Consider the following 21,736-nt stretch of genomic DNA (forward strand, 5'->3'; position numbering starts at 1 on the left):
CAGCAAAAATACGCGGGAACCGACAACACCCCCGGACCGACTACCGGTACATGGGGTGTGACCAGTGGCGTGAAGTGCTGTCGGCGCAGTTGGACGGGGAGGAGACCCCCGCCGAGCGGGTGGCCGCGGAGGCCCACCTGAGCGGATGCGGTGACTGCCGGACCTGGTACGACCAGGCCGCCGCGGTGACCCGCCGGGCCCGGTTGTCGGTCACCGTGGCCGGCGACGACCTCACCGACGTCATCCTCGCCGCGCTGCCCACGCCGGCTCCGGCTCCGAGCCGGCGGGCCCGGTTCGCGCTCACCCTGCGGGCCGGGCTGGGGCTGATCGGCGCGCTGCAAGTCGTCCTCGGCCTGTCACAGATCGGTCGGGGGGCGAACGGCGTCCATGTCCACGCGGCGGCCGGCGCGCTGGCGTCGGGGCACCTGTGGCACGAGGCGGCGGCCTGGAACGTCGCCGTCGGCGCCGGTTTCCTGTTCGTCGCGGCGCGACGCACAGCGCCGACGGGGCTGGTGCCGATGCTGTCGGCGTTCGTCGGCACGCTGGTGCTGCTCTCGGTCAACGACCTGGCCACCGAGCGGGTGGAGATCGCCCGGCTGGTCAGCCACGGGTTCCTGGTCGCCGGCTACCTGGTCGTCGTCGCGCTGTCCCGTACCCTGCCCCGGCCCGGCGGCCCGGCGAACCGCGACCGCCCGGCGGGGCCGCGCTGGCGCCTGCCCGCCGAGGAGCAGCCGGAGTCCCCGGGGCTGCGGCTGCTCCCGCCGCCGTATCCCGGCTCCGCCCGGGCCGCCGACCGCTGGGCGGCCTGACCCGCGTCGTCAACAACTGGGGGCCATGTACCCAGCGGTGCGGTTGGCGGGCGGCCACCCAGGGTAAGGCAGGATCATGGGACAGCTACGCACGTCGCTGCCACCGCCACAGGCCACCGAGCTGGAGCGGTGGCGCCTCGGCACCCCGGCCGAGCTACGCGACCTGCGGGCCTCGCTGCGTGACGCGCTGACCCGGCACGGCCTCACTCAGGGGAAAGATCTCGATGAGGTCCCGCACCTGGTAGTTCTGGTCGCCACCGAGCTGGCGACCAACGCGCTGCGGCACGGCATTCCGCCGACCATCGTCACCCTGCTCGCCGCCGACGCCTGCTTCCTCCTCGACGTGGCCGACCACGACCTCCGCACCATTCCCGAACTGGCCGACACCGGCCCACTCGACTCGGGCGGTCGGGGGCTGCTGCTGGCCCAGTCGGTCACCCTCGCCGTCGGTTGGTACGCGACGAAAGACACCAAGAACATCTGGGCTTCCTTTCCCCGCTGACCTCTCCGGCGACCGGCCCGCCCGGCTCAGTCCTCGGCCGGGATCCGATCGGCGTACTGGCCGCTCGGGCCGGTGTGCGGCGCGCCGTCGACGCGGGGCCAGGCGTTCGGGGTGCAGCCGTGCAGGCCGAGCGTCTGCTGCTGCATCACCGGTGCCGGGCCGCCGGCCCGGGGGCAGAGTTCGTGGCCGTGGCCCAGCCGGTGCCCGACCTCGTGGTTAATCAGGTACTGGCGGTACTGGCCAAGATCGGGAAAGTACGGCACGCCGTGCGCCCAGCGGGCCACGTTGACCACCACCCGGTCACCCGCCCGGCATGAGGTGTAGTGGTCGGTGGTGTCGGCGCAGAGCCGTCCCCGGGTCACCGGGGTCGCCAGCAGCACGGTGAAATCGGTCGGGTCGTCCCGACCGACCCGTTGCAGCCGCCACTCGCCGCCGCCGGTCCAGCCGCGCGGATCGGCCAGGATCGTCTCCACCTCTCGGGCGAAGGACTCGACGTCGACGTTGCGGATGCCTCCCTCCACCGCCACCCGGTAGCGGAGCAGCCGGCCGCCACGCCCCGCCACCTTGCCGGCGCTGGTGGCGGTGCGGAAGCCGCCCGTACCCTGGAGCGGGTAGGTGATCTTCGGCGCGGGGGCGGCCCGACCGGCGGCCGGGACGGGCGCGGTCGCCGTCGGACGCGAAGCCTTCGATCGAGTGGCGGCGGAGGTCTCCCGGGACGACGACGCGGTGGTCGGGGTGCCTGCGCTGGCCAGCAGGTCGGCGGCGCCGCGCCGGACGGCGTACGCGCCACCGGCGGCCAGTCCGACCGCGATCACCAGCGTCAGCAGTGTCAGGGAGCCCGCGCGGGACGCTCGACGCCGGTGCAGACCCCGGTCCGGCCTTGCCCGCCTGCCCACGCCGATCTCCGATCCGTTTCGCCTCGGTCTGCCGGGAGTACGAACGCCGGCCCGGGCGGTTGATCGCCCGAGGTGACGGCGCTCACCACCGGCAGTGTCCGGCCCGCCGGTACCGTTCCTTGTGGGGCGGCCCGCAGCGGCCGGCACCATCTCGCGGCGTCCCATTTTGCACGACAACCCGAATTGCCGCACCCCTAGCGGATCATGGTGGCCTCGCCTGACGGCCCGGTCGAACGAGACAGACAGCGGAGGAACCACCCGTGCCGGACGCGGAGCAACTGCTCGCCGACGCTCTCGCGGCGGCGCGCGCCACCGACGTACGCCAGGCCGAGCGAGCCCTGGACCGGCTGGTGGTCGCCGACGGCCCGGCGGTGGACGCGGCGCTGCTCACCCGCCTGATCCGCGACCTGGGGCGACTCTGGCCGCGAGGCTGGCAGCCGATCGACCTGGACCGCATCGCGGCCCGACGGCTGGCGCCACGCGGCGCGCGGCTGCTGCGGGACGGGCTGGCCGCCCAGCGCCGGGAGCAGCCCGATCCGGTTCCGCCGTGGTTCGACGACCAGCTCGCCGAGCTCGGCGCGCGGTGGGGCGGCGACGCCGGCTGGCTGGACAGGCGGGCCGAGGGCGACCGGATCAGCGCACTGCGGGACGCCGTCGACGCGCTGGTGCTCGTCGAGGGGTTGCCGCCGATCGCGGTGCTCCGCCCGCCACCCGGCCGCCCGGCCGTCGCTTCGCGGCCCGTCACGCCGACCGGGTCGCGGATGCTGGACCGGGTACGCGCGCTGCTGGCCAAGGCCGAGTCGACCACCTTCCCGGCCGAGGCGGAGGCGCTCACCGGTAAGGCGCAGGAACTGATGGCCCGGCACAGCATCGACACGGCGCTGCTCGACGCGGCCGCCGAACGGCCGGATCAGCCGAGTGGCGTCCGGCTCGGCACCGACGCCCCGTACGCGGCGGCTAAGGCGTTGCTGATCCAGGAGGTGGCGGCAGCGAACCGGTGCGAGTCGGTGTGGTCGGACGACCTCGGCTTCGCCACCGTGCTCGGCTTCCCCGCCGACCTGGCGGCGGTCGAGCTGCTGCACACCTCGCTACTGGTGCAGGCCACCGCGGCGATGCTGCGCGGCCGGGCCGAGCGCCACGCCGGCAGCGGCCGGGCGGAGCGCCGCCCGGGCAGCGGCCGGCGGACCAAGGCGTACGACGAGTCGTTCCTCAACGCGTTCGCGCTGCGGATCGGGGAACGGCTGCGGGCGGCCACCGCGACAGCGGACCAGGAGGCGGCTCAGGAGCGCGGCGACGACCGGCTGCTTCCTGTGCTCGCCGCCCGATCCGACGCCGTCCGGGAACGCGTCGACCAACTCTTTCCCGGCGTCACCCGGCACCGGCTCCAGGCGCGCGACGCCGCAGGCTGGAGCTCAGGCACCTCGGCCGCCGACCGGGCCTCGCTCGACGTCGGCGCGGCGCCACGCGCGGTGCGTCGCGGTCGCTGACTTCTCCCGGGAAAATGTCGGATCGGCGAGGCGCTGACCCACGGCCAGTTCTACGCGTGCGAGGACGCCGTCCAGGAGGCGCTGCTCGCCGCCGCCCTTCAGTGGCCGGAGCAGGGCGTCCTGGACCATCCCCGCTCGTGGTTGGTCACCGTGGCGACCCGCCGGCTCACCGACGAGTGGCGCAGTGAGCGGGCCCGCCGTAACCGCGAGGTCGCGGTGGCGATCCGGGAGCCGGCGTACGCAGCCGTCGCACCGCCCGCCGACGAGGAGCCACCGAGCGGAGACGACACGCTGCACCGGGCGGAGCTGACCGGCGAGGCGATCCGGCTGGCCCGGGAGCTGCACCGGCTACTTCCGGACGACGGCGAGGTCACCGGGCTGCTGGCGTTGATGCTGCTCACCGACGCGCACCGGGCCGCCCGGACCGGTCCGAGCGGGGACCTGGCCCCCCTGTCCGAGCAGGACCGCACGCGCTGGGACCGGAAGGAGATCGAGGAGGGAATCGCCCTGGTGACCGCGGCGGTGCACGCCGAGGCGCCGACGGCGGCGGAGACCGACTGGCCGCAGATCGTAAGGCTCTACCGAGTGCTCGCCCGGATCGCGCCGAACCCGATCGTCACCCTCAACCAGGCCGCCGCGGTGGCCATGGTGGATGGTCCCCGGGGCCGGGCTCGCCCTGCTGACACCGCTGACCGCCGACGAGCGCATCGCCGGGCACCACCGGCTGGCGGCCAGCATCCTCCTGGATCCGGCGTAGCTGCTCGCCCAGCGACCCGAGGTCGACTTCTCCGGGCACTGCCTCGGTGGCCTTCTCCTGAAGGTCGGCGAACGCCGCGTTGACCGCCTGGGTGATTTCCTCGGCAAGCGTCTCGCTCGCCATGCGCAGTGCACGCGGATTGAGCGTAAGCGCGGTGATCCGACCGGACGGGCCGACCGTCACCTCGATCAGCCCGTCGGCCGCCTCACCATGCTCCTCGGGCGGTGGCGCGTCGGCGTTGGGGGTGCCGGTGAACTGATCGATCGCGAACATCGTCTCGGACAGCACACGACCGAGACCGGACGGGTCGACAGGATGGGCCATGCCGCGGTTTCCTCCTGGGGTCGAACGACGGTGACCCAAGAGGCACCCCAAGCCGGAATCCCGACATGAACGCCGGGCCGGCGAGGTGCCGGCCCGGCGATCCAGTACGAGGGTCGTCAGCTCTTGAAGGCGTCCTTGATCTTCTCGCCGGCCTGCTTGAGGTTCGCCTTGGTCTGGTCGGTGCGCCCTTCGGCCTCCAAGCGCTTGTCGTCGGTAGCCCGGCCGGCACCCTCCTTGATCTTGCCGGCGGTCTCCTCGGCCGTGTTGTTGATCTTGTCGTCCATGCCCATGGGAACCTCCACTCAAGCGGCTTCCGTGACGCGATGGAGATACCCCGCCGTCCGGCCGCTCAATCCACCGGGCAGCCAAACCTCCCCGAACGGGACGCGGCACCCCAGTCCCGACCCGCTCCCCCGGCCCTTACTTCCGCGCCGACGTGACCTAACCGCACCCGACCGGACGATCGATGGACACCCCCACACCCCCACACCCCCACACCCCCGCACCCCGCGTCGATCATGGAGTTGAGGTTCCCGGTTTGCCCGTTTCGCGCCTTTCGTTCACCGCCACAACTCCATGATCAACGAGAGCGGGGCGGGCGGCGGGGGTGGGTGGGTGGGTGGGTGGGTGGGGGTGGGGGTGGGGCGGTTTGGTGGTTGCGGAGGGCAGCTCGGGCGGTGAGGATCAGCCGGTTGCGGATCTGGGTCAATGGCAGGAGCGGCGCGGTCATGGTCAGGTCACCCCGAGGGTGCGGGACCTCGCCCGCGCTGGTAGGCAGCGGGGGCGGTGGAGCGGGTACCGGAACGTGGTGCCGGACTGGTTCCGGCAGCACCTCGACCTGGAGGCCGACGCGGCGGAAATCCGCTGGTACCAATCCGAGGTCATCCCCGGCATCCTCCAGACCGAGCCCTACATCCGGGCGATCATCGACAGGGAGGACGTGGAGCAGCAGGTCGAAGTGCGCCTCGAACGACAAAAGGCCATCGATCGCCCGGACGGACCGGAGCTGAACTTCATCCTCAGCGAGTCCGCGCTACGCCGTAACCTCGGCGACCGGCTGACAATGCGGGAGCATCTGTCCCATATCGCTGCTATCGCCAACCGGCTGAACATCACCATCCAGGTGGTTCCGCTGGATGCCGAGACGTACGTGGTTTCCTCGTTCAACTTCATCATCCTCCGGCTCGGGGAGGAGGTCGCGTCGGATGTCGTCTACCTGGAGACGTTCACGGACGCGGATTACCTCGACAGTCCCGAGGCGGTCCGAGCCTACAACCGGCACTGGAACCGTCTCCGGGGTGCGGCGTTGTGGCCGGCGGAGTCGCGCAGGCTCATCCTGCGCATCGCCGACGAGATGAAGTAGAGGCTGACATGATCCCGCGAGACGCCGAGGCCGACAGCCGCCGAGTCGCGAAAATCGGCCTTGAATACTGAGGGTAGTGCTTGCCCTCCGAAGAACAGGCAAGACCGATATGCCACCGCGACATGCCCGCGACGCGCAAGAACATGCCGACCAGTTGGATATGGGCGGGGCGGACGCGGTGGTCCGCCCCGCCGCCTCAGGCGACCGGGCGGAACCGGCGCAGCCGGAGGCTGTTCGCCACCACGAAGACCGACGAGAAGGCCATCGCGGCACCGGCAATCATCGGGTTGAGCAGGCCGGCGGCGGCCAGCGGCAGGGCCGCCACGTTGTAGGCGAAGGCCCAGAACAGGTTGCTCTTGATGATGCGCAGCGTGCGCCGGGAGAGCCGGATGGCGTCCACCGCGGCCGTCAGGTCGCCCCGAACCAGCGTCAGGTCGGACGCCTCGATCGCCACGTCGGCGCCGGTACCCATGGCCAGCCCGAGATCGGCCTGGGCCAGCGCGGCGGCGTCGTTGATCCCGTCGCCGACCATCGCGACCGTCCGCCCCTCGGCCTGGAGGCGCCGCACCACGTCCATCTTGTCGGCGGGCAGCACCTCGGCGATCACCTGGTCGATGCCGACCTCGGCGGCCACCGCCCGGGCGACCGTGGTGTTGTCGCCGGTGAGCAGCACCGGGGTGAGCCCCAGCTCGCGCAGCCGCGCGACGGCGGCTCGGCTGGTCGGTTTCACCACGTCGGCCACCGCGAGCACCCCCCGGGCCCGGCCGTCCCAGCCGGCCAGGACCGCCGTTCGGCCGCCGGCCTCCGCCTCGGTCGCGGCCCGCGCGACCTCCTCGGGTACGTCGAGGCCCCGTTCCCGAAGCAGCCGGAGCCGCCCGACCACCAGGTCCTGGCCGTCGACCGACCCGGTCACACCGAGCCCTTCGACGTTGGCGAAGCCGGTGACCGCCGGCAGCGGGCCGGCCTGTGCCGCGCCTTCGGCGACCGCCCGGGCGATCGGATGCTCGGAGGCGGCCTCCAGCGCGCCGGCCAGCCGCAGCAGCTCGTCGGTGTCCTGACTGGCGGCGGGAAGCACGTCGACCAGGGTCATCCGCCCGGTGGTGACCGTACCGGTCTTGTCCAGCAGCACGGTGTCGACCTGGCGGGTCGACTCCAGCACCTCCGGCCCCTTGATCAGGATGCCGAGCTGGGCGCCCCGCCCGGTGCCGACCAGCAGTGCGGTCGGGGTGGCCAGGCCGAGGGCGCACGGGCAGGCGATGATCAACACGGCTACCGCTGCGGTGAACGCGGCCGTCGCGCCGGCCCCGGTGCCGAGCCACCAGGCCAGCGTGCCGACGGCCAGCGCGATCACGATCGGCACGAAGACCCCGGAGATCCGGTCGGCGAGCCGCTGCACGGCCGCCTTGCCGGTCTGCGCCTGCTCCACCAGCTTCGCCATCTGGGCGAGCTGGGTGTCGCCGCCGATCCGGGTGGCCCGGACGACCAGCCGGCCGCCGGCGTTGACGGTGGCCCCGACGACGGTGTCACCGGGCCCGACCTCGACCGGCACGGACTCGCCGGTGAGCATGCTGGCGTCCACCGCCGAGGTGCCCTCCTCGACGGCGCCGTCGGTGGCGATCTTCTCGCCCGGCCGGACCACGAACCGGTCGCCGACCGCGAGCTGGTCGACCGGGATGCGGGTCTCCTGCCCGCTGCGGAGCACCGCGACGTTCTTGGCGCCCAGTTCGAGGAGGGCCCGCAGGGCGGCCCCGGCGGTCCGCTTGGACCGGGCCTCGAAATAGCGCCCGGCCAGGATGAAAACGGTCACCCCGGCCGCTGCCTCCAGGTAGATGTTGCCGGCGCCGTCGGTGCGGGTGATGTCGAGGCGGAACGGATGGGTCATTCCGGGCATCCCAGCGTCACCGAGGAAGAGCGCCCAGAGCGACCAGCCGAACGCGGCGAGCGTGCCGAGCGACACCAGGGTGTCCATGGTCGCCGCGGCGTGCCGCAGGTTGATCCAGGCGGCCCGGTGAAACGGCAGCCCGCCGTAGACCACGACCGGCGCGGCCAGGGTCAGCGATGCCCACTGCCAGTAGTTGAACTGCCAGGCCGGCACCATGGCGAGCAGGATCACCGGCACGGACAGCACGACCGACACCCAGAGCCGGGTACGCAGCCCGCGCAGTTCGTCCTCCGGCTCGGCGGTCACCTCGGCCGGGGCCTGGGCGGCGGGCGGCGGTGGCACGACGGCCGTGTAGCCGGTCTTTTCCACCGTGGCGACCAGGTCGGCCGGGGTGACGTCGTCGGCGTACCGGATGGTGGCCTTCTCGGTGGCGTAGTTGACCGTGGCCTCGACGCCGTCCATCCGGTTGAGCTTCTTCTCGATCCGGGCGGCGCAGGAGGCGCAGGTCATGCCGCCGATCGCGAGCTCGATCACGTTCGGCGCGAGCGGCAGGGACGAAGCGGTTGAGGTCATCGCGGCACCTCCGGTCAATTGTGCGCCCGCCGTCGCCGCCGTGTTCATCGGAGGTCGTAGCCGGCCTCGTCCACGGCGGCGCGAACGGTGTCGGTGTCCAGCGGGCTCGCGCTGGTGACGGTGACCTGGCCGGTGGCCAGGTCTACCTGGACGTCGCTGACGCCCGGGATCGCGCCCACTTCGGCGCTGACCGCGCTGACGCAGTGCCCACAGGTCATGCCCTGCACCTGGTACGTGGTGGTGATCATCGCGAATCCTCCTCCTGCTACCCCGTGGGGGTATGCCTCAGGGAACGTATCATACCCCCTAGGGGTACGCTATCCTCGACGGCATGACCGCACCGACGACCCCGACCCGGGGCTACACCGCCAGCAAGGAACAGCTGCTCGCGCGGCTCCGCCGTATCGAGGGCCAGGTCCGCGGTATCGAGAAGATGGTGGAAGACGACCGCTACTGCATCGACGTGCTGACCCAGATCTCGGCCATTCAGGCCGCCCTGGACAAGGTCGGCCTCGGGCTGCTCGACGGGCACGCCCGACACTGCATGCGGGAGGGCGCCGCCGAGGGGCGCGCCGACGAAATGGCCACCGAAATGATGGCCGCCGTCGGTCGGCTGATGAAACGCGGCTGACGCCCAGGAGCCGGGCCGAGGTCCGGACGGGAGCACGCAGATCGCATGGTGACGCTGCGCAGCGTCACCGCCGGCTTCATGCGCGATGCCGGTCACGCAGGGCTACGAGGAAATCGCGCTATTGGTCGGCTTCCGGACGTAGCTCGCCGCAGGGGCTCTCATGTAACGTCGCTGCCGGTCATCGCCGAAGGCGCGCATCGGCGCCTGCGGTGCCGCCGCCCAATCGCCCGAGGGCGAGCCGGGGAACCAGGTACCTGGGGTGAATCCGCGCGAGCGGTAGGGGCCGCTTCCGTCCCGAACCCGGCAGCTAACCCGGTCGGCGGCCGAAGGAAGGAACGATTGTGACGGCACCCCTACGCCGCTGGTTGACACCCGTGGTGGCCGTGCTCGCCGTGTTTGCCATCGTCGCCGGGCCGACCCCGGCCATGGCCGCGCCGCCCGCCAACCCCCCGTCCGGGCACCACGAGGACGACGACCCTCCGCTCATCACCGAAGTCCTCGATGCCGCGAACCGCGCCTACATCCAGGCCAAGGCGAAGCTGAAGGCCTCGGAGAAGCGTCAGCTTCAACTGGCGCTCGAGGTGACCGCGGCGCAGGCGGAACTCGACGCGCTGCGCCCACAGGTCGGCCAGATCGCCGCGCAGTCCTACCGCACCGGTCGGATCGGCGTACTGGCCGTGCTGCTGGAGAGCAACTCACCCGACGCGTTCGTCCGGCGGGCCGCCACCCTCGATGAGCTGAACCTCGTCAACGAGCAGAAGCTCGCCGCAATCAACGCGGCGAAGACCCGCGCGGAGCAGGCCAAGATCGCGCTCGACGCCGAGGTACGCGAGCAGCAGAAGCAGACCAAGGCGATGGCCCGCGCGAAGGCCGAGGCGGAGAAGTCGCTGGCGCTGGTCGGCGGCAAGGGCTTCACCGGCGGCCTGGTCTCAGCCACTTCGCCGGTCGCCCGGATCGGCCCCGGGCGCAACGCCGACGGGACGTGGAAGTCCGAGTCGTGCAGCGAGAAGGACCCCACCACCTCGGGCTGCATCACCCCGCGCACCCTGCATGCGTACAAGGAGGTCAAGCGGGCCGGCTTCAACCGCTTCGTCGGCTGCTACCGGCCAGGCGGGCCGTGGGAGCACCCGAAGGGCCGGGCCTGCGACTGGTCGCTGCAGAAGAGCGGCTTCGCGCCCTGGCACAACAACGACACCCGGATGTACGGCAACAACGTCGCCGCCTTCCTCATCCGCAACGCGGACCGACTGGGTATCTACTACGTGATCTGGAACCGCCAGATCTGGTTCCCGGCGACCGGCTGGAAGTCCTACAGCGGGCCCTCCGACCACACCGACCACGTACACATGTCGCTGCTCTAGGGCGTGCCGACCGACCTCTCGGCCACCGTCCGCACCTCGCCCGCGCTGAGCCGGTACGACATGCCGACCACCGCGCAGTGGCCGGCGGACACCCGCTCGGCGAGCACGGCGGACCCGGCCAGCAGCGTCTCCACGGTCTGCGCGATGTGGATGTCGACGATCCCGTCCACGTCCTCGATGCCCTGCCCGGCCGCCCGTCGCAGGCTGGGCACGACGGCCTCCACCAGCGCACCGAGGTGCCCCGCGGGAGAGGTGCCGGTGGCGACGGCCTCCCGGGCGGCCTGCACCGCCCCGCAGGAGTCGTGGCCGAGCACCACGACCAGCGGGGTGCCGAGCACGGTGACCGCGTACTCGACGCTGCCGAGCACCTCGGGGCCGACGGTGTGGCCGGCGGTCCGCACCACGAAGAGGTCCCCGAGACCGCGATCGAAGATGATCTCGGCGGCGAGCCGGGAGTCGGAGCAGCCGACGATCACCGCGAAGGGGTGCTGACCGTCGGCGACGGCAGCCCGGTGGTCGGCATCCTGGTTCGGGTGACGGGGTACGCCGGCGACGAAGCGACGGTTGCCGGCGTACAGCTCGGCGAGCGCATTTTCGGGAGTGGCCAGCGTCACAACAGTCACCTCGTCCTGGCGCGATACGACCGAGGCGAGCCCGATCGGCGGCGGAGAGGGCCGCGCAACCCACGGTCACACCCGGGCCCAAGATGCGTCAAGATTTGCGTGATACAGATTTCATGTGTTGGCCGACGCAGGAGCGGGTGACCCGGGCCGGGGCCATACCATAGCCACCATGGCGACGACAACGAGCGAGAACGGGAGCGGCCGGAACTGGACCTTCCTCACCAACCACGGGCACGTGCTGCTGGCCATCGCGCGCAATCCGACCGCGCGGCTGCGGGACGTGGCCGACGAGGTGGGGGTGACCGAGCGGGCCGCCCAGGCGATCGTCGCCGACCTGGAAGCCGGTGGTTACCTGCGCCGCACCCGGGTAGGTCGGCGCAACGAATACACGATCAACCCGAGCGGCCACTTCCGTCACCCCGCAGAGGCCGACCAGCAGGTCGGTGCCCTGCTCGCCCTCTTCACGACCGAATCCTCCACCGAGCCCGCCACCGGTTCCTGACGCCCGCACCGGCGGACCACGCTCCTGTCCTCCGCGTCGGAGGCGGCGACGGTAATCTCAGCGGGTGCGCGACAGCTTGCGGCCGGACGGGGCGTCGGTGCGCGTCCGTACCGGACACCGGATCCGGTCCGTCCTGCGTGGAATGACGGCTGGGGTGCTGCTCGGCGGCGTCCTGGCCGCGCCTGCCCCCGCCGTCGCCGCGCCCAGGTGCGGCCCGGCCGGCAACCCCGCCCCGGCCGAGCGGCCGTGGGCGCTGGAACGGCTCGACCCGACCGCCGCCTGGCGGGTCACCCGGGGCGAAGGGGTCACGGTGGCGGTCATCGACTCCGGCGTGTCGCCCAGCCACCCGCTGCTGCGCGGCCGAGTGCTCGACGGCGCGGACTTCAACCACCTGGATTCGCTCAAGGGCCAGTGCGACCTGGTCGGTCACGGCACCCTGATTGCGGGCATCATCGCCGGCCGGGAGGGCACCGGCACGCCGTACAGCGGGATCGCGCCGGAGGCGAAGATCCTGCCGGTACGCGTGCTGGCCGACAACAAACGCACCTTCGACGAGTCGATCCCGGCCCAGATCGGCGAGGCCATCGACTGGGCGGTCGACCACGGGGCCGACGTGATCAACCTGTCCCTGGAGACGCTGGACGACCCCGTCCTGAAGAACGCCGTGAACCACGCCCTCGACCAGGGCGTGATCCTGGTGGCCGCCGCCGGCAACCGGCAGGAGAACCGGCAGGACCAGCCCGGGTACCCGGCCGCCTACCCGGGGGTCATCGCCGTTGCCGGGATCGACGACAAGGGCGGGCACGTCGGCAGTTCGATCGCCGGCAGCTATGTGGACGTCGCCGCGCCCGGGCTGAACATCGTCGGTCCGGCACCCGGCGGGTCCGGGTACCTCTACGAACCCCAGGGCGGCACCAGCTTCGCCACCGCGTACGTTTCCGGGGTGGCCGCCCTGGTCCGCGCCGCCCACCCGGACCTCACGCCGAAGGAGGTCGCCTTCCGGCTGACCCGGACCGCCGACAACCCGCCGGACGGGCACAACGCGGAGGTCGGCTACGGGATGGTCAACCCGTACCGGGCGGTGACCAGCCTGCTGGGCACGCGCACCGACCCGCCGCTCGGCGCGATGCCGGCACCGGCCGCGCCGGCCGACCCGCTCGGCTGGCAGCGGACCGTGGCGGTGTGGGTGGCCGTGGTCGGCGCGGTGCTGGCCCTGGTGTTGCTGATGCTGCGGCCGATCCTCACGCACGGTCGGCGGCGGGGCTGGCGCCCCGGCCGCCGGGCCCTGGACGCCTGACTGCCCGCATACGGGGGTCCGAGTCGCCGTTTACTGGTGATGGCCGCCGGTGCCGGGCGGAGTCGGCGGCGGACACGGGCCGGTGGGCGGCGGTGCGTAGGGCCGGGCCAGGCCGGGGCCCGGCATCGCCGTCCGGCGGATCCGGTTCAATCCAGTCGGACCGGAACCGGATCGGCCGAGCCTGAGGCCCCGGCCCCGCTGTGGGTCCGGACCGAGCGCCGGCCACGATGTTGCGGACGGTGCCCGGTCACCGCTTCAGCGCAGGATGCCCGGCGCTCCGCCGGAGTCCGCGCCCCAGACGTCCTCGTCCTCCTCCAGCCAGTTGTCGCGCGGCGTGTCCTCCTCGCCGTACCCAGCGCCGCCACCATGGCCCATGCCGGCCATGCCGCCCCGGACGCCCGCGCCCCGAGCGCCCGCACCGCCCCGGGCATCGCCGGCGCCGCGCCGGCCACCGCCGCCCGCCATGCCCCCCATACCGGGCATGCCGGCCTTTCCGCCACCCATCCGGCCGCCCGCACCGCGACCTCCCGCGCCCGCCATGCCGCCGCCCATCATCGGCGGCAGTCCGGGACTCACCGGCTTGCCGATGCCGGCACCACCGCCCAGGCCCGCTGTCCCACCGCCACCCAGGCCACCGCCACCGGACAGGCCACCGCCCGAGCCGAGGCCGGAACCGATCCCGGGCGAGGTTGGGGTGCCGGCACCGGCCAGCCCGGTGCCGTAGCTGCCGCCGGAGCCCACCGTGCCGGTGGACGGGGTATAACCGGTGCCGGTTGAGGGGGTGTAACCGGTGGACGGGTTGTAGCCGGTGCCGGTGGGCGGGTTGTAGCCGGTGCCGTTGGAGAGGTCGGGGTGGGTGCTCGGCCCGATGCTCGGGCGGCCCGGATCAGCGGTGGGTATCTTGCCCGGGTCGATGCTCGGCTTGCCGGTCGTGTCGGGCACGGAGGGCCGACCCAGGTCGGGGACATTGGGCCGGCCGGGCTTCGGCTGGTCGAGATCCGGGGTCGCCGGCGGTTCCGTCGTGTAGCTGTCCAGTTTACGGCCTCCGGGCGTCTCCCTGGCCCGATCCTGGAAGTGGTGGTCGACCTCGTTGTAGACCTTCCGCGCCTCGCCCTCCTGGTCGGAGAACCAGCCGCTCACCCAGTCGGTGAGCTGGCCAATCTTCTCCACCGGCCAGCTCGCCATCAGATCGGCCTTCACCCGGGCCTCGAAGATCCCGGCGCCGAGGATGATTTCGCCGTTCCGCGCGGCCATGATGTCCCCGACGCATGCGGCCGGGACGGGCATTTTGCGCTGCGCCTCCTGGAGCTGCGCGGCCGCCTTCTCCAGGGTGGTCACGATGTTGACCCGACCGTGCCCGGGCTTCTCTGCCGCGTCCACGAGCCCGCCGGCCTGCTTGGCCAGCTCTTCAATGCGCGTCTTGAAAGCCCCGTACGCCGGCCCCTTCCAGACCGCGCCGAGGTCCTTCACGTTCTGCCGGAGGCTATCCTCGACCGACCCGATGTTCTTGAGCATTTCCTTCCAGCCCAGCGCGGCGTTATTCACCTTGTCCGGGCGGCCCGCCACCAGCACCTCGCGGGCCATCTGCTCCCAATCCGCCATCTCCCCGTTCTCCCCGCTCAGTCGTGGCCGCTGTCACCGCGAGCGGCCTTGGCGAAGGCCTGCTGCATCTCCTGCGCCGACATGGTGTTGGCGTGCTCGGCATCCTCGTACTTCCGCTTGACCTCGCGCAGCGCGTCGGCCGCGGTGTACAGGCTCTCGGAGAGCGAGCGCAGCCCTTGCTCGGTGCTGCCGTAGAGCTTGTTGTGCTCCTGAGCCAGCAGTTTGGCGTTTGCGAAACCGCCGAGCGAACCGTCACCGCCCAGGGCCGCATCTCCGCCGAGCTCCGTCTTGATGGCGGCCATGTCGTAGGAGAGCTTGTTCAGGTAGAAGGCGTGCGCCTCGAGCCAGTCGACCGCCGAGTCGAGGCTGTCCGCGTCCCACTCCGTCCGCACCCCCTGCTCGTTCTCGCCGGCGACCAGCGCGGAAGGGGTGTGGGACTGCTCAACCCCGACCCGGTCGAGGCTGACCCCCCGCACGTCGCCGGCGAACGGCAGAAGCGGATTCACCGGCATCGGAACGGCGTACCGTTGCTCGACCCGGTCCGGATCCTTGCTGACGTTGTGGCTTAGTTCCCAGCTCATTTCCGTCCTCCTCCCCTGGTGATGCTTCGTGGCGCCGGCGTCAGCGCTGGTCGGGCCCGGTCGGCGGCGCGGCCTGCTGCGGTGCGTTCGGCTGGCCCTGCGGCCGAGGCGGGTACGAATACGGTTGGGCGGGCGGGTAGCCCGGTGGTGGCCCGAAGCTTGGCGCTCCGGCATTCGGCGGCTGAGCGGTGCCGTAGCCGGGCGGCGGAGGGTATCCCGGCGGCGGGCCATAGCCGGGCGGCGGAGCGTGCCCCGGCGGGGGACCATAGCCGGGCGGCACCTGCCCAGGGCCGAACTGCGGGCCGGGTGGGGTCCGTGCCGCCCGGCGACGGCGCCGACTGACCAGGAACAGCGCCACCACGAGCCCCACGACCGCCAGCAGGCAGATTACGGTCTGGATGATCGGGCCGACGCCCTTGGCGAGACCGAAGGTGACCATCGGCTCGTCGTCCGTTTGGGCACCGCCCTTGTCGGCGGCTGCGGACGGCTCCGGTGCCGCATCCGCGACGAGCGGATTCTCGGTCACGGTCGGCACCGATCGGGTCAGCGCCGCGACCGGGTCGACCAGCCCGAAGCCGAAGTCGGAGTCCCGTCCGGGCGACCCGGCATCCCGCGCGGTGCGGATCAGCCGGTTCACCACGTTGGCCGCGTCGAGGTCGGGATAACGGGCCCGCACCAGCGCCGCGACCCCGGAGACGAGCGCGGTGGCCAGGCTGGTGCCGTCGGAGACCCCGTACCCGTTCGACGAGACGCCCGGAGGTGTGGTGCTGATGATCTGCTCGGCGGGAGCGCTGAGCACCGTCTCGGGGCCGAAGGTCGACCCGGACCAGAAGCCCCCGCGACGATCGGTGCCACCGACCGCGATAACGCCCGGAATGCTGGCCGGCGACTGCACGCCACGCGCGCCCTGGCCCACGTTACCGACGGCGGCGACCACCACCGCGTCCTTGCTGAACGCGTAACGCACCGCCTCCAAGGTGTCGGGATAGGCGGTCAACCCCTCGCCGACCGAAAGGTTGATCACGTCGGCGCCATGGTCGGCCGCCCAGCGGATGCCCCCGGCGATGTCCCGGTCGCCTCGCCCGGCACCGAGGCCGACGGGCAGGACCTTGGCGTCGGGGGCGATGCCCAACAGGTGCATGCTGCCACCCCCGCGGCCAGCGATGACGCCGGCCATCATGGTGCCGTGGCCCGCCGTCTGGTCGGGGTCGCCGCGGCCGTCGGCGGGGACGCCCGGGCCCAGCGACTTTCCGGGCAACACCTGGCCCTTCAGGTCGGGATGAGCGGCATACACCCCACTGTCGACCACCGCCACCACGGCGCCCTTGCCGCGGCTGAGCTTGTGTGCCTGCGAGATCTTCAGCGTGTCGAGATACCACTGGAGACCGCGTACGGTGTCCGCCCGGGCCGGTGCCGGGGCGAGCAGCACACCGGCGCCGATGGTGACGACCAACGCCAGCGCCCCGGCGGCGGAACGCAGCAGTGATCGGCGGTGCTTCCCCGTACTCATGGCACTCCCAAGATCTCGATCGCACTTCGGCTCCGGCCCGGTCGAGCCGGACCGGAGCCGAGTCGGCCGAATTATCTCAGCCCCACACCTTGGCGTTGCTCATCTCGGTGGAGACGTAGTTCTCGCGCGCAATGCCGACGGCGCCACCGATCTCGTTGAGAACCCGGTTGATGTCCCGCACGGCGGCGTCCCACTGGGCCTGGTGCTGCTCGTACGCGGCCCGGTCCTGGCCGTCCCACTCGAGCCTGGTGAGCATCGAGCGAAGCGTGTCGAGCTTCTCGTCAATCGTGCGCGAGATCGACTGCATCTGCTGGTTGGCGCTCTCGAGGACCGCGTAATCAACCTTGATGGTCATGAATTCCTCCCCTGCTCGTCTCGGCTGGTCACGGGTTCAAAGCAGCGTGGAACTTGTCCAGCATCTGCTGCTGCTCTTCGTCGTTGACCTGGTGCGTCGTGCCCGACTTGTCGAGCAGGTCGGCGATGTTGTCCATGGCCGTGAGCAGCTTGACCGTGTCCTCGTTCCAGCGCTGCATGAGGTTCTGGAAACCCGTGGACGCCTGACCCTTCCAGGCCATCGCCAGGTCGTCGACCACGTTCCAGAGCTTCTTGAGCTCGCCGTCGACGTCGCTGCGCGTGGACCGCACGTCACTCGCGGCGGTGTGCAGAGTCGCTGCACTGACCTCGAACGCCATGCTTCACACCCTTCCGTCATTCGTGGCGGCGGATCCGCCGCGCCCTCCCCCGCGGCAAGGCTGGCACACCCCACCGACGGACACTTTTATAAAACCGTAGCCGAAGACGGCCAATCCGCGCAGCCCTCACCAGTTGCCACCGACCACAGTGGAAATGGCTCAGGCGAACGGGCACCCATCGCTCGGGCGGCGTCGTCCTCGGATGGACCGAGGACGATCATTGACCCCTCCGTGAAGAGCACCGCGAGCCGGCCGAGTTGGTTGCCGGGCAACGCGTCCGTACCTCAGCTCGGCTCGGACCAAGCGGTCTGAATCAGCTGCTGGCCGTCCTGACGGCGGACCAGAGTGCCCCGGCCCGGCGGCTGCGGGCTCGGCCGCAGGTTGCCGAAGACCGCACCCTCCTCGCGGTTGCCGGACATCAGCAGGCCCGGCGAGTCCAGCTCGCGCAGGCGTTGCAGCACCGGCTCGTAGAGGGCGCGGGCCAGGCCACCGGCCCGCCGGGCGATGATCAGATGCAGGCCAACGTCGCGGGCCTGCGGCAGCAGCTCGTGCAGCGCGCTGAGCGGGTTGCTGCCGCCGGAGGCGACCAGGTCGTAGTCGTCGACCAGGACGTAGAGGTCCGGGCCCTTCCACCAGCTCCGGTCGCGCAGCTGGGCGGTGGTCACGTCCGGGCCGGGCAACCTGTTCTGCAGGGCGCTGCGAATCGAACCCAACCCCTGGCTGAACACCTGGTTGGACGGCGCGTAGTCGAGCAGGTGGTCACCCTCCACCGCGCCGAGCAGGCCGCGCCGGTAGTCGGCGATGACCAGCCGGGCCTGGGCCGGGGTGTACCGTTCGGCGATGCCCCGCGCAATCAGCCGCAGCAGGTTGGTCTTGCCGCACTCGGCGTCACCGAACACGGTCAGGTGCGGCTCGTTGACCAGGTCCAGGTAGACCGGGGCGAGTGCCGACTCGTTGACGCCGATCGGGATGCCGGGCGCCGACCGGTCGATGACCTTCGCCAGCTCGGCGACGGGCAGCTTGCGCGGCAGCAGCCGCACCTTCGGCGCCGGGCGACCCGGCCAGTTGGTCGCCACATGCCCGGCGAGGGCCACCGACGCCTCGGTCAGGTCGTCGATGTCACGCTTGCCGTCGATCCGCGAGATCGCGGTGAGGAAGTGCAGCTTGTCGCGGGTCAGACCGCGGCCGGGCACGCCGGACGGCACGTTCTGCGCGGCCCGCCGGTCGATCTCCGACTCGGCAGGCTCGCCGAGCCGCAGCTCCAGCTTCGTGCCGAGCAGGTCCCGCATGTTGATCCGGATCTCCGCCCACCGCACAGCCGTGATGATCACGTGTACGCCGAAACCCAGCCCTCGGTTGGCCAGGTTGGTGATGGTCTGCTCCAGCTCCTCGTAATCCTGGCGCAGGGTGTTCCAACCGTCGACCACGAGGAAGACGTCGCCGAACGGGTCGTCGGCGAACTCACCGGCCGCGCGCCGACGGCGGTAGCTGGCCACCGAGTCGATGCCGTGCTGGGTGAACCGCAGCTCCCGATCATCGATGATCGCGACCACCTCGGCCACGGTCCGCCGGACCGCCTCGGTGTCTCGCCGGCCGGCCACCCCGGCCGTGTGCGGCAGCCCCTCCAGGCTGCGCAGCGCGCCACCGCCGAAGTCGAGGCAGAAGAACTGCACCTCGCGCGGGGTGTGGGTGAGCGCCAGCGAGGCGAGCATCGAGCGCAGCATGGTGCTCTTGCCGCTCAGCGAGGCGCCGACGATCACCACGTTGCCACCCGCGCCGGACAGATCCACCATCATCGGGTCACGCCGCTGCTCGTACGGGCGGTCGACGATGCCGACCGGCGCGGCGAGCCGGCCACGTCCCGGCCAGTTGGCGGTGCACAGGCCGAACGTCGGGTGCACGCTCAACGGCGGCAGCAGCTCGCCCAGGCTCGGCGGCTCGGCCAGCGGCGGCAGCCAGACCTGATGGGCCGGGCGACCCCGCCCCTTGAGCCGGTCGATAAGCACGTCCAGCATGGCCACGGCCTTGCCGTCGGCCGCCTGCTCCGGCTCCGGGGCGGTCTCCGCCGGGCTCGGCAGGGCCGGCGCCGGCACGTAGTCGATGCTGTACGGGACGAGTCGCCGCTGCACCTGCGCCCGGGTGGACCGCTGCACCTGGCCCGGTGCCCGGTACGGCCCGGAGACGTACGCGGCCCGGAACCGGAGCATGGTAGTGGTGTCGGTCTTGAGGTAACCGTGCCCCGGCGCGTTCGGCAGCTCGTACGCGTCCGGCACGCCGAGCACGATTCGGCTCTCGACGGCGGAGAAGGTTCGCAGACCGATCCGGTACGACAGGTGGGTGTCGAGCCCTCGAAGCTTCCCCTCCTCCAGCCGCTGCGAGGCCAGCAGCAGGTGCACGCCGAGCGACCGGCCGAGCCGGCCGATCATCACGAACAGGTCGATGAAGTCCGGCTTGGCGGCGAGCAGCTCGCTGAACTCGTCGCAGATGATGAGCAGGCTGGGCATCGGCTCCAGCGGCTCGCCGGCCGCCCGGGCCTTCTCGTAGTCGTAACGGGACACGTAGTTGCCGGCCGCCCGAAGCACCTCCTGGCGGCGGTTCATCTCGCCGGCCAGCGCGTCGCGCATGCGGTCGACCAGCGGCAGCTCGTCGGAAAGGTTGGTGATCACCGCGCTGGTGTGCGGCAACGCGTCCAGCGAGGCGAAGGTGGCGCCACCCTTGAAGTCGACCAGGACGAAGTTGAGCTCCTCGGAGGAGTGCGTCACGGCCAGCGCCCCGACGACCGTACGCAGCAGCTCGCTCTTGCCGGACCCGGTCGCGCCGATCACCAGGCCGTGCGGTCCCATGCCCTCATGCGCGGACTCCTTGAAGTCCAGCTCGACCACCTGGCCGTCCGGCCCGAGGCCAAGCGGAATGCGCAGCCGGTCCCGGTGGCTGCGCGGCCGCCAGGTCTGTTGTACGTCCACGGTGGCCGCGTCGCCGACACCCAGCAGGTCCGGCAGCTCCATGCTGCGGGCGAGCGGCTCCTCCGTGCTGGCCCCCTGCTGTTGGGAAAGCCGGTAGGGGGCGATCTGCCGGGCCAGTCCCTCAACCGCCGCCGCGCTGAGCCGATCCGGCCTGCCGAGCCGGGATGACTTCGCGCCTCGGACCAGGTCCAGCCCATCGCCGTCGCCGACGTCGAGGCAGAGCAGCCAGCGACCGGCGTCGCGGGGCACGGTGCCGGAGAGGTCGATCATCGTGGTGCCGAGCAGGCCCGAGCCCATCAGCGCACAGGTCGGTGCGACCTCCCCGCCGTCGAGGACCACGACCAGGTGCGGGGCGGTGGTGAGCGGCTTCGCCTCCGGCGCGAACCGGGGGCGGCCGGCCAACTCGTTGGCGAGCGCCGCCTCCGCCTCGGCGAGGCTGGCGAAGACCAACCGGCGGGCACCCGCCGCGTCCGTGACCCCCGGATGCTGGCCGTGCGGCAGCCACTTCACCCAGTCCCACACCGACTGCCGGTCGGGCGCGGCCACCACCGCCACCATCAGATCGTCCGGGGCGTGGAAGGTGACCAGCTGGCCCAGCGCGGCCCGGGTCAGGTCGAGCACCGGCTCCCGGTCGCCGCGCAGCGCGATCCGGCTGAACGCGCGCAGCGACAGCGCGGTGGGCAGGTCCGGCACGCTGGAGTGAGCCCGGACGAACCGGCGCAGCGCGATCGCGCTCATCGGCTCAAGGTCCTCCACCGGCTTGGTCTCCGGCGGCACGATCTGCACCGCGAGCTGCTGCGGGCCGAGCGCGATCCGGGCCTCGCCGAAGTCGTCCTCGGTGATCCGCCGCTCCCACAGCCGCCGTGACGAGGCGATCGACCAGAGCGCGTCCGGCTCCGGATGGCGCCAGGTCATCGCCGCCCGCTGCTGCTCGGCGGCCCGGCGGGTGCGCTTGCGCATCTGGGCCAGATAGCGCATGTAGTCGCGCCGCTCAGCGTTCAACTCCGCCTTGTCGTTGCCGCCGTTGCTGAGCGTGCCGATCGCCATGCCCAGCATGGACACGCCGAAGAGGCCGCCGGCGACGTACGTCATCATGCCGCCGCCGCGGCCGGCGTAGAGGAAGGCCATCGCGCCGACGCCGCAGAGCATCGGCAGAATCATCAACACCTGGCCCATGCCGCGCGGCTGCTGCTCGGGCAGTTCGGGCGGGGACTCCAGCACCACCTCGCCGCGCGGCAGCGCGGGCCCCGGTTGACGCGGAAGCCGGCGGAACACCACCGTGCTCACGGTCTCTCCTCCCCAGAAGCAACCCTGATCGCGGTCCGGTCACTCACCCGGGGTCGGGTGGGCAACCTGCGCCACGCCATCGTAGGTAATCTCC

20 protein-coding genes, 2 pseudogenes and 1 riboswitch are annotated in these 21,736 nt (G+C 71.8%); of the genes and pseudogenes, 9 read left to right on the forward strand and 13 right to left on the reverse strand.

The features are described from left to right. The first annotated feature begins 50 nt into the window (after positions 1 to 50). Positions 51 to 809, forward strand: a complete 759-nt coding sequence (locus ABZ671_RS01765) for a zf-HC2 domain-containing protein (RefSeq protein ID WP_357849543.1) — start codon at positions 51 to 53, stop codon at positions 807 to 809. A gap of 76 nt (positions 810 to 885) precedes the next feature. After that, positions 886 to 1,311, forward strand: coding sequence for an ATP-binding protein (locus ABZ671_RS01770; RefSeq protein WP_357849546.1), 426 nt, complete (start codon positions 886 to 888; stop codon positions 1,309 to 1,311). A 26-nt stretch (positions 1,312 to 1,337) separates the two neighbouring features. Here ABZ671_RS01770 and ABZ671_RS01775 read toward each other — a convergent pair whose 3' ends face one another. Continuing rightward, positions 1,338 to 2,129, reverse strand: coding sequence for a DUF3152 domain-containing protein (locus ABZ671_RS01775; protein WP_357850581.1), 792 nt, complete (start codon positions 2,127 to 2,129; stop codon positions 1,338 to 1,340). Between the two features lie 338 nt (positions 2,130 to 2,467). Between ABZ671_RS01775 and ABZ671_RS01780 the strand changes: the two genes are divergently transcribed. Both ABZ671_RS01780 and ABZ671_RS01785 read left to right on the forward strand, forming a co-directional pair. After that, the gene (locus ABZ671_RS01780; protein WP_357849549.1) at positions 2,468 to 3,694 is read left to right on the forward strand and encodes a DUF2786 domain-containing protein; all 1,227 of its coding nucleotides are present in this window, start codon (positions 2,468 to 2,470) and stop codon (positions 3,692 to 3,694) included. Between the two features lie 21 nt (positions 3,695 to 3,715). Further along, positions 3,716 to 4,421 (forward strand): annotated as a pseudogene (locus ABZ671_RS01785) (DUF6596 domain-containing protein); the annotation flags it as partial. 129 nt (positions 4,422 to 4,550) lie between these two features. On the opposite strand, the pseudogene ABZ671_RS01790 reads toward ABZ671_RS01785, so the two are convergent. The 3 genes and pseudogenes from ABZ671_RS01790 to ABZ671_RS01800 all read right to left on the reverse strand — a co-directional run. Then, a pseudogene (locus ABZ671_RS01790) lies at positions 4,551 to 4,775 on the reverse strand (YbaB/EbfC family nucleoid-associated protein); the annotation flags it as partial. A 116-nt stretch (positions 4,776 to 4,891) separates the two neighbouring features. Beyond that, positions 4,892 to 5,065, reverse strand: coding sequence for a CsbD family protein (locus ABZ671_RS01795; protein WP_357849552.1), 174 nt, complete (start codon positions 5,063 to 5,065; stop codon positions 4,892 to 4,894). A 290-nt stretch (positions 5,066 to 5,355) separates the two neighbouring features. Beyond that, positions 5,356 to 5,505: a hypothetical protein gene (locus tag ABZ671_RS01800; protein ID WP_357849554.1), complete on the reverse strand. Its 150-nt coding sequence runs from the start codon at positions 5,503 to 5,505 to the stop codon at positions 5,356 to 5,358. A 78-nt stretch (positions 5,506 to 5,583) separates the two neighbouring features. On the opposite strand from ABZ671_RS01800, the gene ABZ671_RS01805 reads away from it, so the two are divergent. Further along, a complete protein-coding gene (locus ABZ671_RS01805) occupies positions 5,584 to 6,138 on the forward strand; it encodes a DUF5753 domain-containing protein (protein WP_357849557.1) in 555 nt (184 codons plus the stop codon). 196 nt (positions 6,139 to 6,334) lie between these two features. Here the strand turns inward: ABZ671_RS01805 and ABZ671_RS01810 are convergent, their stop codons facing one another. Both ABZ671_RS01810 and ABZ671_RS01815 read right to left on the reverse strand, forming a co-directional pair. Then, the gene (locus ABZ671_RS01810) at positions 6,335 to 8,593 is read right to left on the reverse strand and encodes a heavy metal translocating P-type ATPase (protein ID WP_357849559.1); all 2,259 of its coding nucleotides are present in this window, start codon (positions 8,591 to 8,593) and stop codon (positions 6,335 to 6,337) included. Positions 8,594 to 8,637: 44 nt separating this feature from the next. Further along, the gene (locus ABZ671_RS01815) at positions 8,638 to 8,841 is read right to left on the reverse strand and encodes a cation transporter (protein WP_357849562.1); all 204 of its coding nucleotides are present in this window, start codon (positions 8,839 to 8,841) and stop codon (positions 8,638 to 8,640) included. A gap of 83 nt (positions 8,842 to 8,924) precedes the next feature. Between ABZ671_RS01815 and ABZ671_RS01820 the strand changes: the two genes are divergently transcribed. Next, positions 8,925 to 9,224, forward strand: coding sequence for a metal-sensitive transcriptional regulator (locus ABZ671_RS01820; protein WP_357539804.1), 300 nt, complete (start codon positions 8,925 to 8,927; stop codon positions 9,222 to 9,224). A 206-nt stretch (positions 9,225 to 9,430) separates the two neighbouring features. Then, a riboswitch (cyclic di-AMP (ydaO/yuaA leader) is annotated at positions 9,431 to 9,562 on the forward strand. A gap of 3 nt (positions 9,563 to 9,565) precedes the next feature. Further along, a complete protein-coding gene (locus ABZ671_RS01825) occupies positions 9,566 to 10,585 on the forward strand; it encodes a hypothetical protein (RefSeq protein ID WP_357849565.1) in 1,020 nt (339 codons plus the stop codon). On the opposite strand, the gene ABZ671_RS01830 is transcribed toward ABZ671_RS01825, so the two are convergent. After that, entirely contained in the window at positions 10,582 to 11,199 is a 618-nt protein-coding gene (locus ABZ671_RS01830) for a carbonic anhydrase (protein WP_357849568.1), read from the reverse strand. The two genes, ABZ671_RS01825 and ABZ671_RS01830, sit on opposite strands and share 4 nt — an antisense overlap. A gap of 178 nt (positions 11,200 to 11,377) precedes the next feature. Here ABZ671_RS01830 and ABZ671_RS01835 point away from each other — a divergent pair, with 178 nt between their 5' ends. Both ABZ671_RS01835 and mycP (ABZ671_RS01840) read left to right on the forward strand, forming a co-directional pair. Next, positions 11,378 to 11,710, forward strand: a complete 333-nt coding sequence (locus ABZ671_RS01835; RefSeq protein ID WP_357849571.1) for a helix-turn-helix domain-containing protein — start codon at positions 11,378 to 11,380, stop codon at positions 11,708 to 11,710. A gap of 64 nt (positions 11,711 to 11,774) precedes the next feature. After that, a complete protein-coding gene (gene mycP, locus ABZ671_RS01840; protein WP_357849574.1) occupies positions 11,775 to 13,007 on the forward strand; it encodes a type VII secretion-associated serine protease mycosin in 1,233 nt (410 codons plus the stop codon). A gap of 255 nt (positions 13,008 to 13,262) precedes the next feature. Here mycP (ABZ671_RS01840) and ABZ671_RS01845 read toward each other — a convergent pair whose 3' ends face one another. From ABZ671_RS01845 to eccCa, 6 genes are all read right to left on the reverse strand, one after another. Further along, positions 13,263 to 14,609 (reverse strand): hypothetical protein, encoded by a 1,347-nt coding sequence (locus ABZ671_RS01845; RefSeq protein ID WP_357849576.1) that lies wholly within the window; start codon positions 14,607 to 14,609, stop codon positions 13,263 to 13,265. A 17-nt stretch (positions 14,610 to 14,626) separates the two neighbouring features. Further along, complete coding sequence (locus ABZ671_RS01850; RefSeq protein ID WP_357849579.1) at positions 14,627 to 15,190, reverse strand: hypothetical protein; 564 nt, start codon at positions 15,188 to 15,190, stop codon at positions 14,627 to 14,629. 40 nt (positions 15,191 to 15,230) lie between these two features. Then, positions 15,231 to 16,700 (reverse strand): type VII secretion-associated serine protease mycosin, encoded by a 1,470-nt coding sequence (mycP, locus tag ABZ671_RS01855; RefSeq protein WP_357849582.1) that lies wholly within the window; start codon positions 16,698 to 16,700, stop codon positions 15,231 to 15,233. A 76-nt stretch (positions 16,701 to 16,776) separates the two neighbouring features. After that, positions 16,777 to 17,055, reverse strand: a complete 279-nt coding sequence (locus ABZ671_RS01860) for a WXG100 family type VII secretion target (protein WP_357539820.1) — start codon at positions 17,053 to 17,055, stop codon at positions 16,777 to 16,779. Positions 17,056 to 17,083: 28 nt separating this feature from the next. After that, positions 17,084 to 17,392, reverse strand: coding sequence for a WXG100 family type VII secretion target (locus tag ABZ671_RS01865; protein ID WP_357849585.1), 309 nt, complete (start codon positions 17,390 to 17,392; stop codon positions 17,084 to 17,086). Positions 17,393 to 17,676: 284 nt separating this feature from the next. After that, positions 17,677 to 21,642 carry a type VII secretion protein EccCa gene (gene eccCa, locus ABZ671_RS01870; protein ID WP_357849588.1) on the reverse strand — a complete coding sequence of 1,322 codons (3,966 nt, stop codon included), beginning with the start codon at positions 21,640 to 21,642 and terminating at the stop codon, positions 17,677 to 17,679. Positions 21,643 to 21,736 lie beyond the last annotated feature (94 nt).

Origin of the sequence: Micromonospora sp. NPDC006766 (genome assembly GCF_040636055.1) — a bacterium.
In the GTDB taxonomy this organism is placed as follows: domain Bacteria; phylum Actinomycetota; class Actinomycetes; order Mycobacteriales; family Micromonosporaceae; genus Micromonospora.

Bases quoted from the DNA above. Each gene is read 5' to 3' on its own strand.
- ABZ671_RS01765 (WP_357849543.1), top strand. From the start codon at position 51: ATGGGGTGTGACCAGTGGCGTGAAGTGCTGTCGGCGCAGTTGGACGGG.
- ABZ671_RS01770 (WP_357849546.1), top strand. From the start codon at position 886: ATGGGACAGCTACGCACGTCGCTGCCACCGCCACAGGCCACCGAGCTG.
- ABZ671_RS01795 (WP_357849552.1), bottom strand. From the start codon at position 5,065: ATGGGCATGGACGACAAGATCAACAACACGGCCGAGGAGACCGCCGGC.
- ABZ671_RS01800 (WP_357849554.1), bottom strand. From the start codon at position 5,505: ATGACCGCGCCGCTCCTGCCATTGACCCAGATCCGCAACCGGCTGATC.
- ABZ671_RS01810 (WP_357849559.1), bottom strand. From the start codon at position 8,593: ATGACCTCAACCGCTTCGTCCCTGCCGCTCGCGCCGAACGTGATCGAG.
- ABZ671_RS01815 (WP_357849562.1), bottom strand. From the start codon at position 8,841: ATGATCACCACCACGTACCAGGTGCAGGGCATGACCTGTGGGCACTGC.
- ABZ671_RS01820 (WP_357539804.1), top strand. From the start codon at position 8,925: ATGACCGCACCGACGACCCCGACCCGGGGCTACACCGCCAGCAAGGAA.
- ABZ671_RS01835 (WP_357849571.1), top strand. From the start codon at position 11,378: ATGGCGACGACAACGAGCGAGAACGGGAGCGGCCGGAACTGGACCTTC.
- ABZ671_RS01845 (WP_357849576.1), bottom strand. From the start codon at position 14,609: ATGGCGGATTGGGAGCAGATGGCCCGCGAGGTGCTGGTGGCGGGCCGC.
- ABZ671_RS01850 (WP_357849579.1), bottom strand. From the start codon at position 15,190: ATGAGCTGGGAACTAAGCCACAACGTCAGCAAGGATCCGGACCGGGTC.
- mycP (WP_357849582.1), bottom strand. From the start codon at position 16,700: ATGAGTACGGGGAAGCACCGCCGATCACTGCTGCGTTCCGCCGCCGGG.
- ABZ671_RS01860 (WP_357539820.1), bottom strand. From the start codon at position 17,055: ATGACCATCAAGGTTGATTACGCGGTCCTCGAGAGCGCCAACCAGCAG.
- ABZ671_RS01865 (WP_357849585.1), bottom strand. From the start codon at position 17,392: ATGGCGTTCGAGGTCAGTGCAGCGACTCTGCACACCGCCGCGAGTGAC.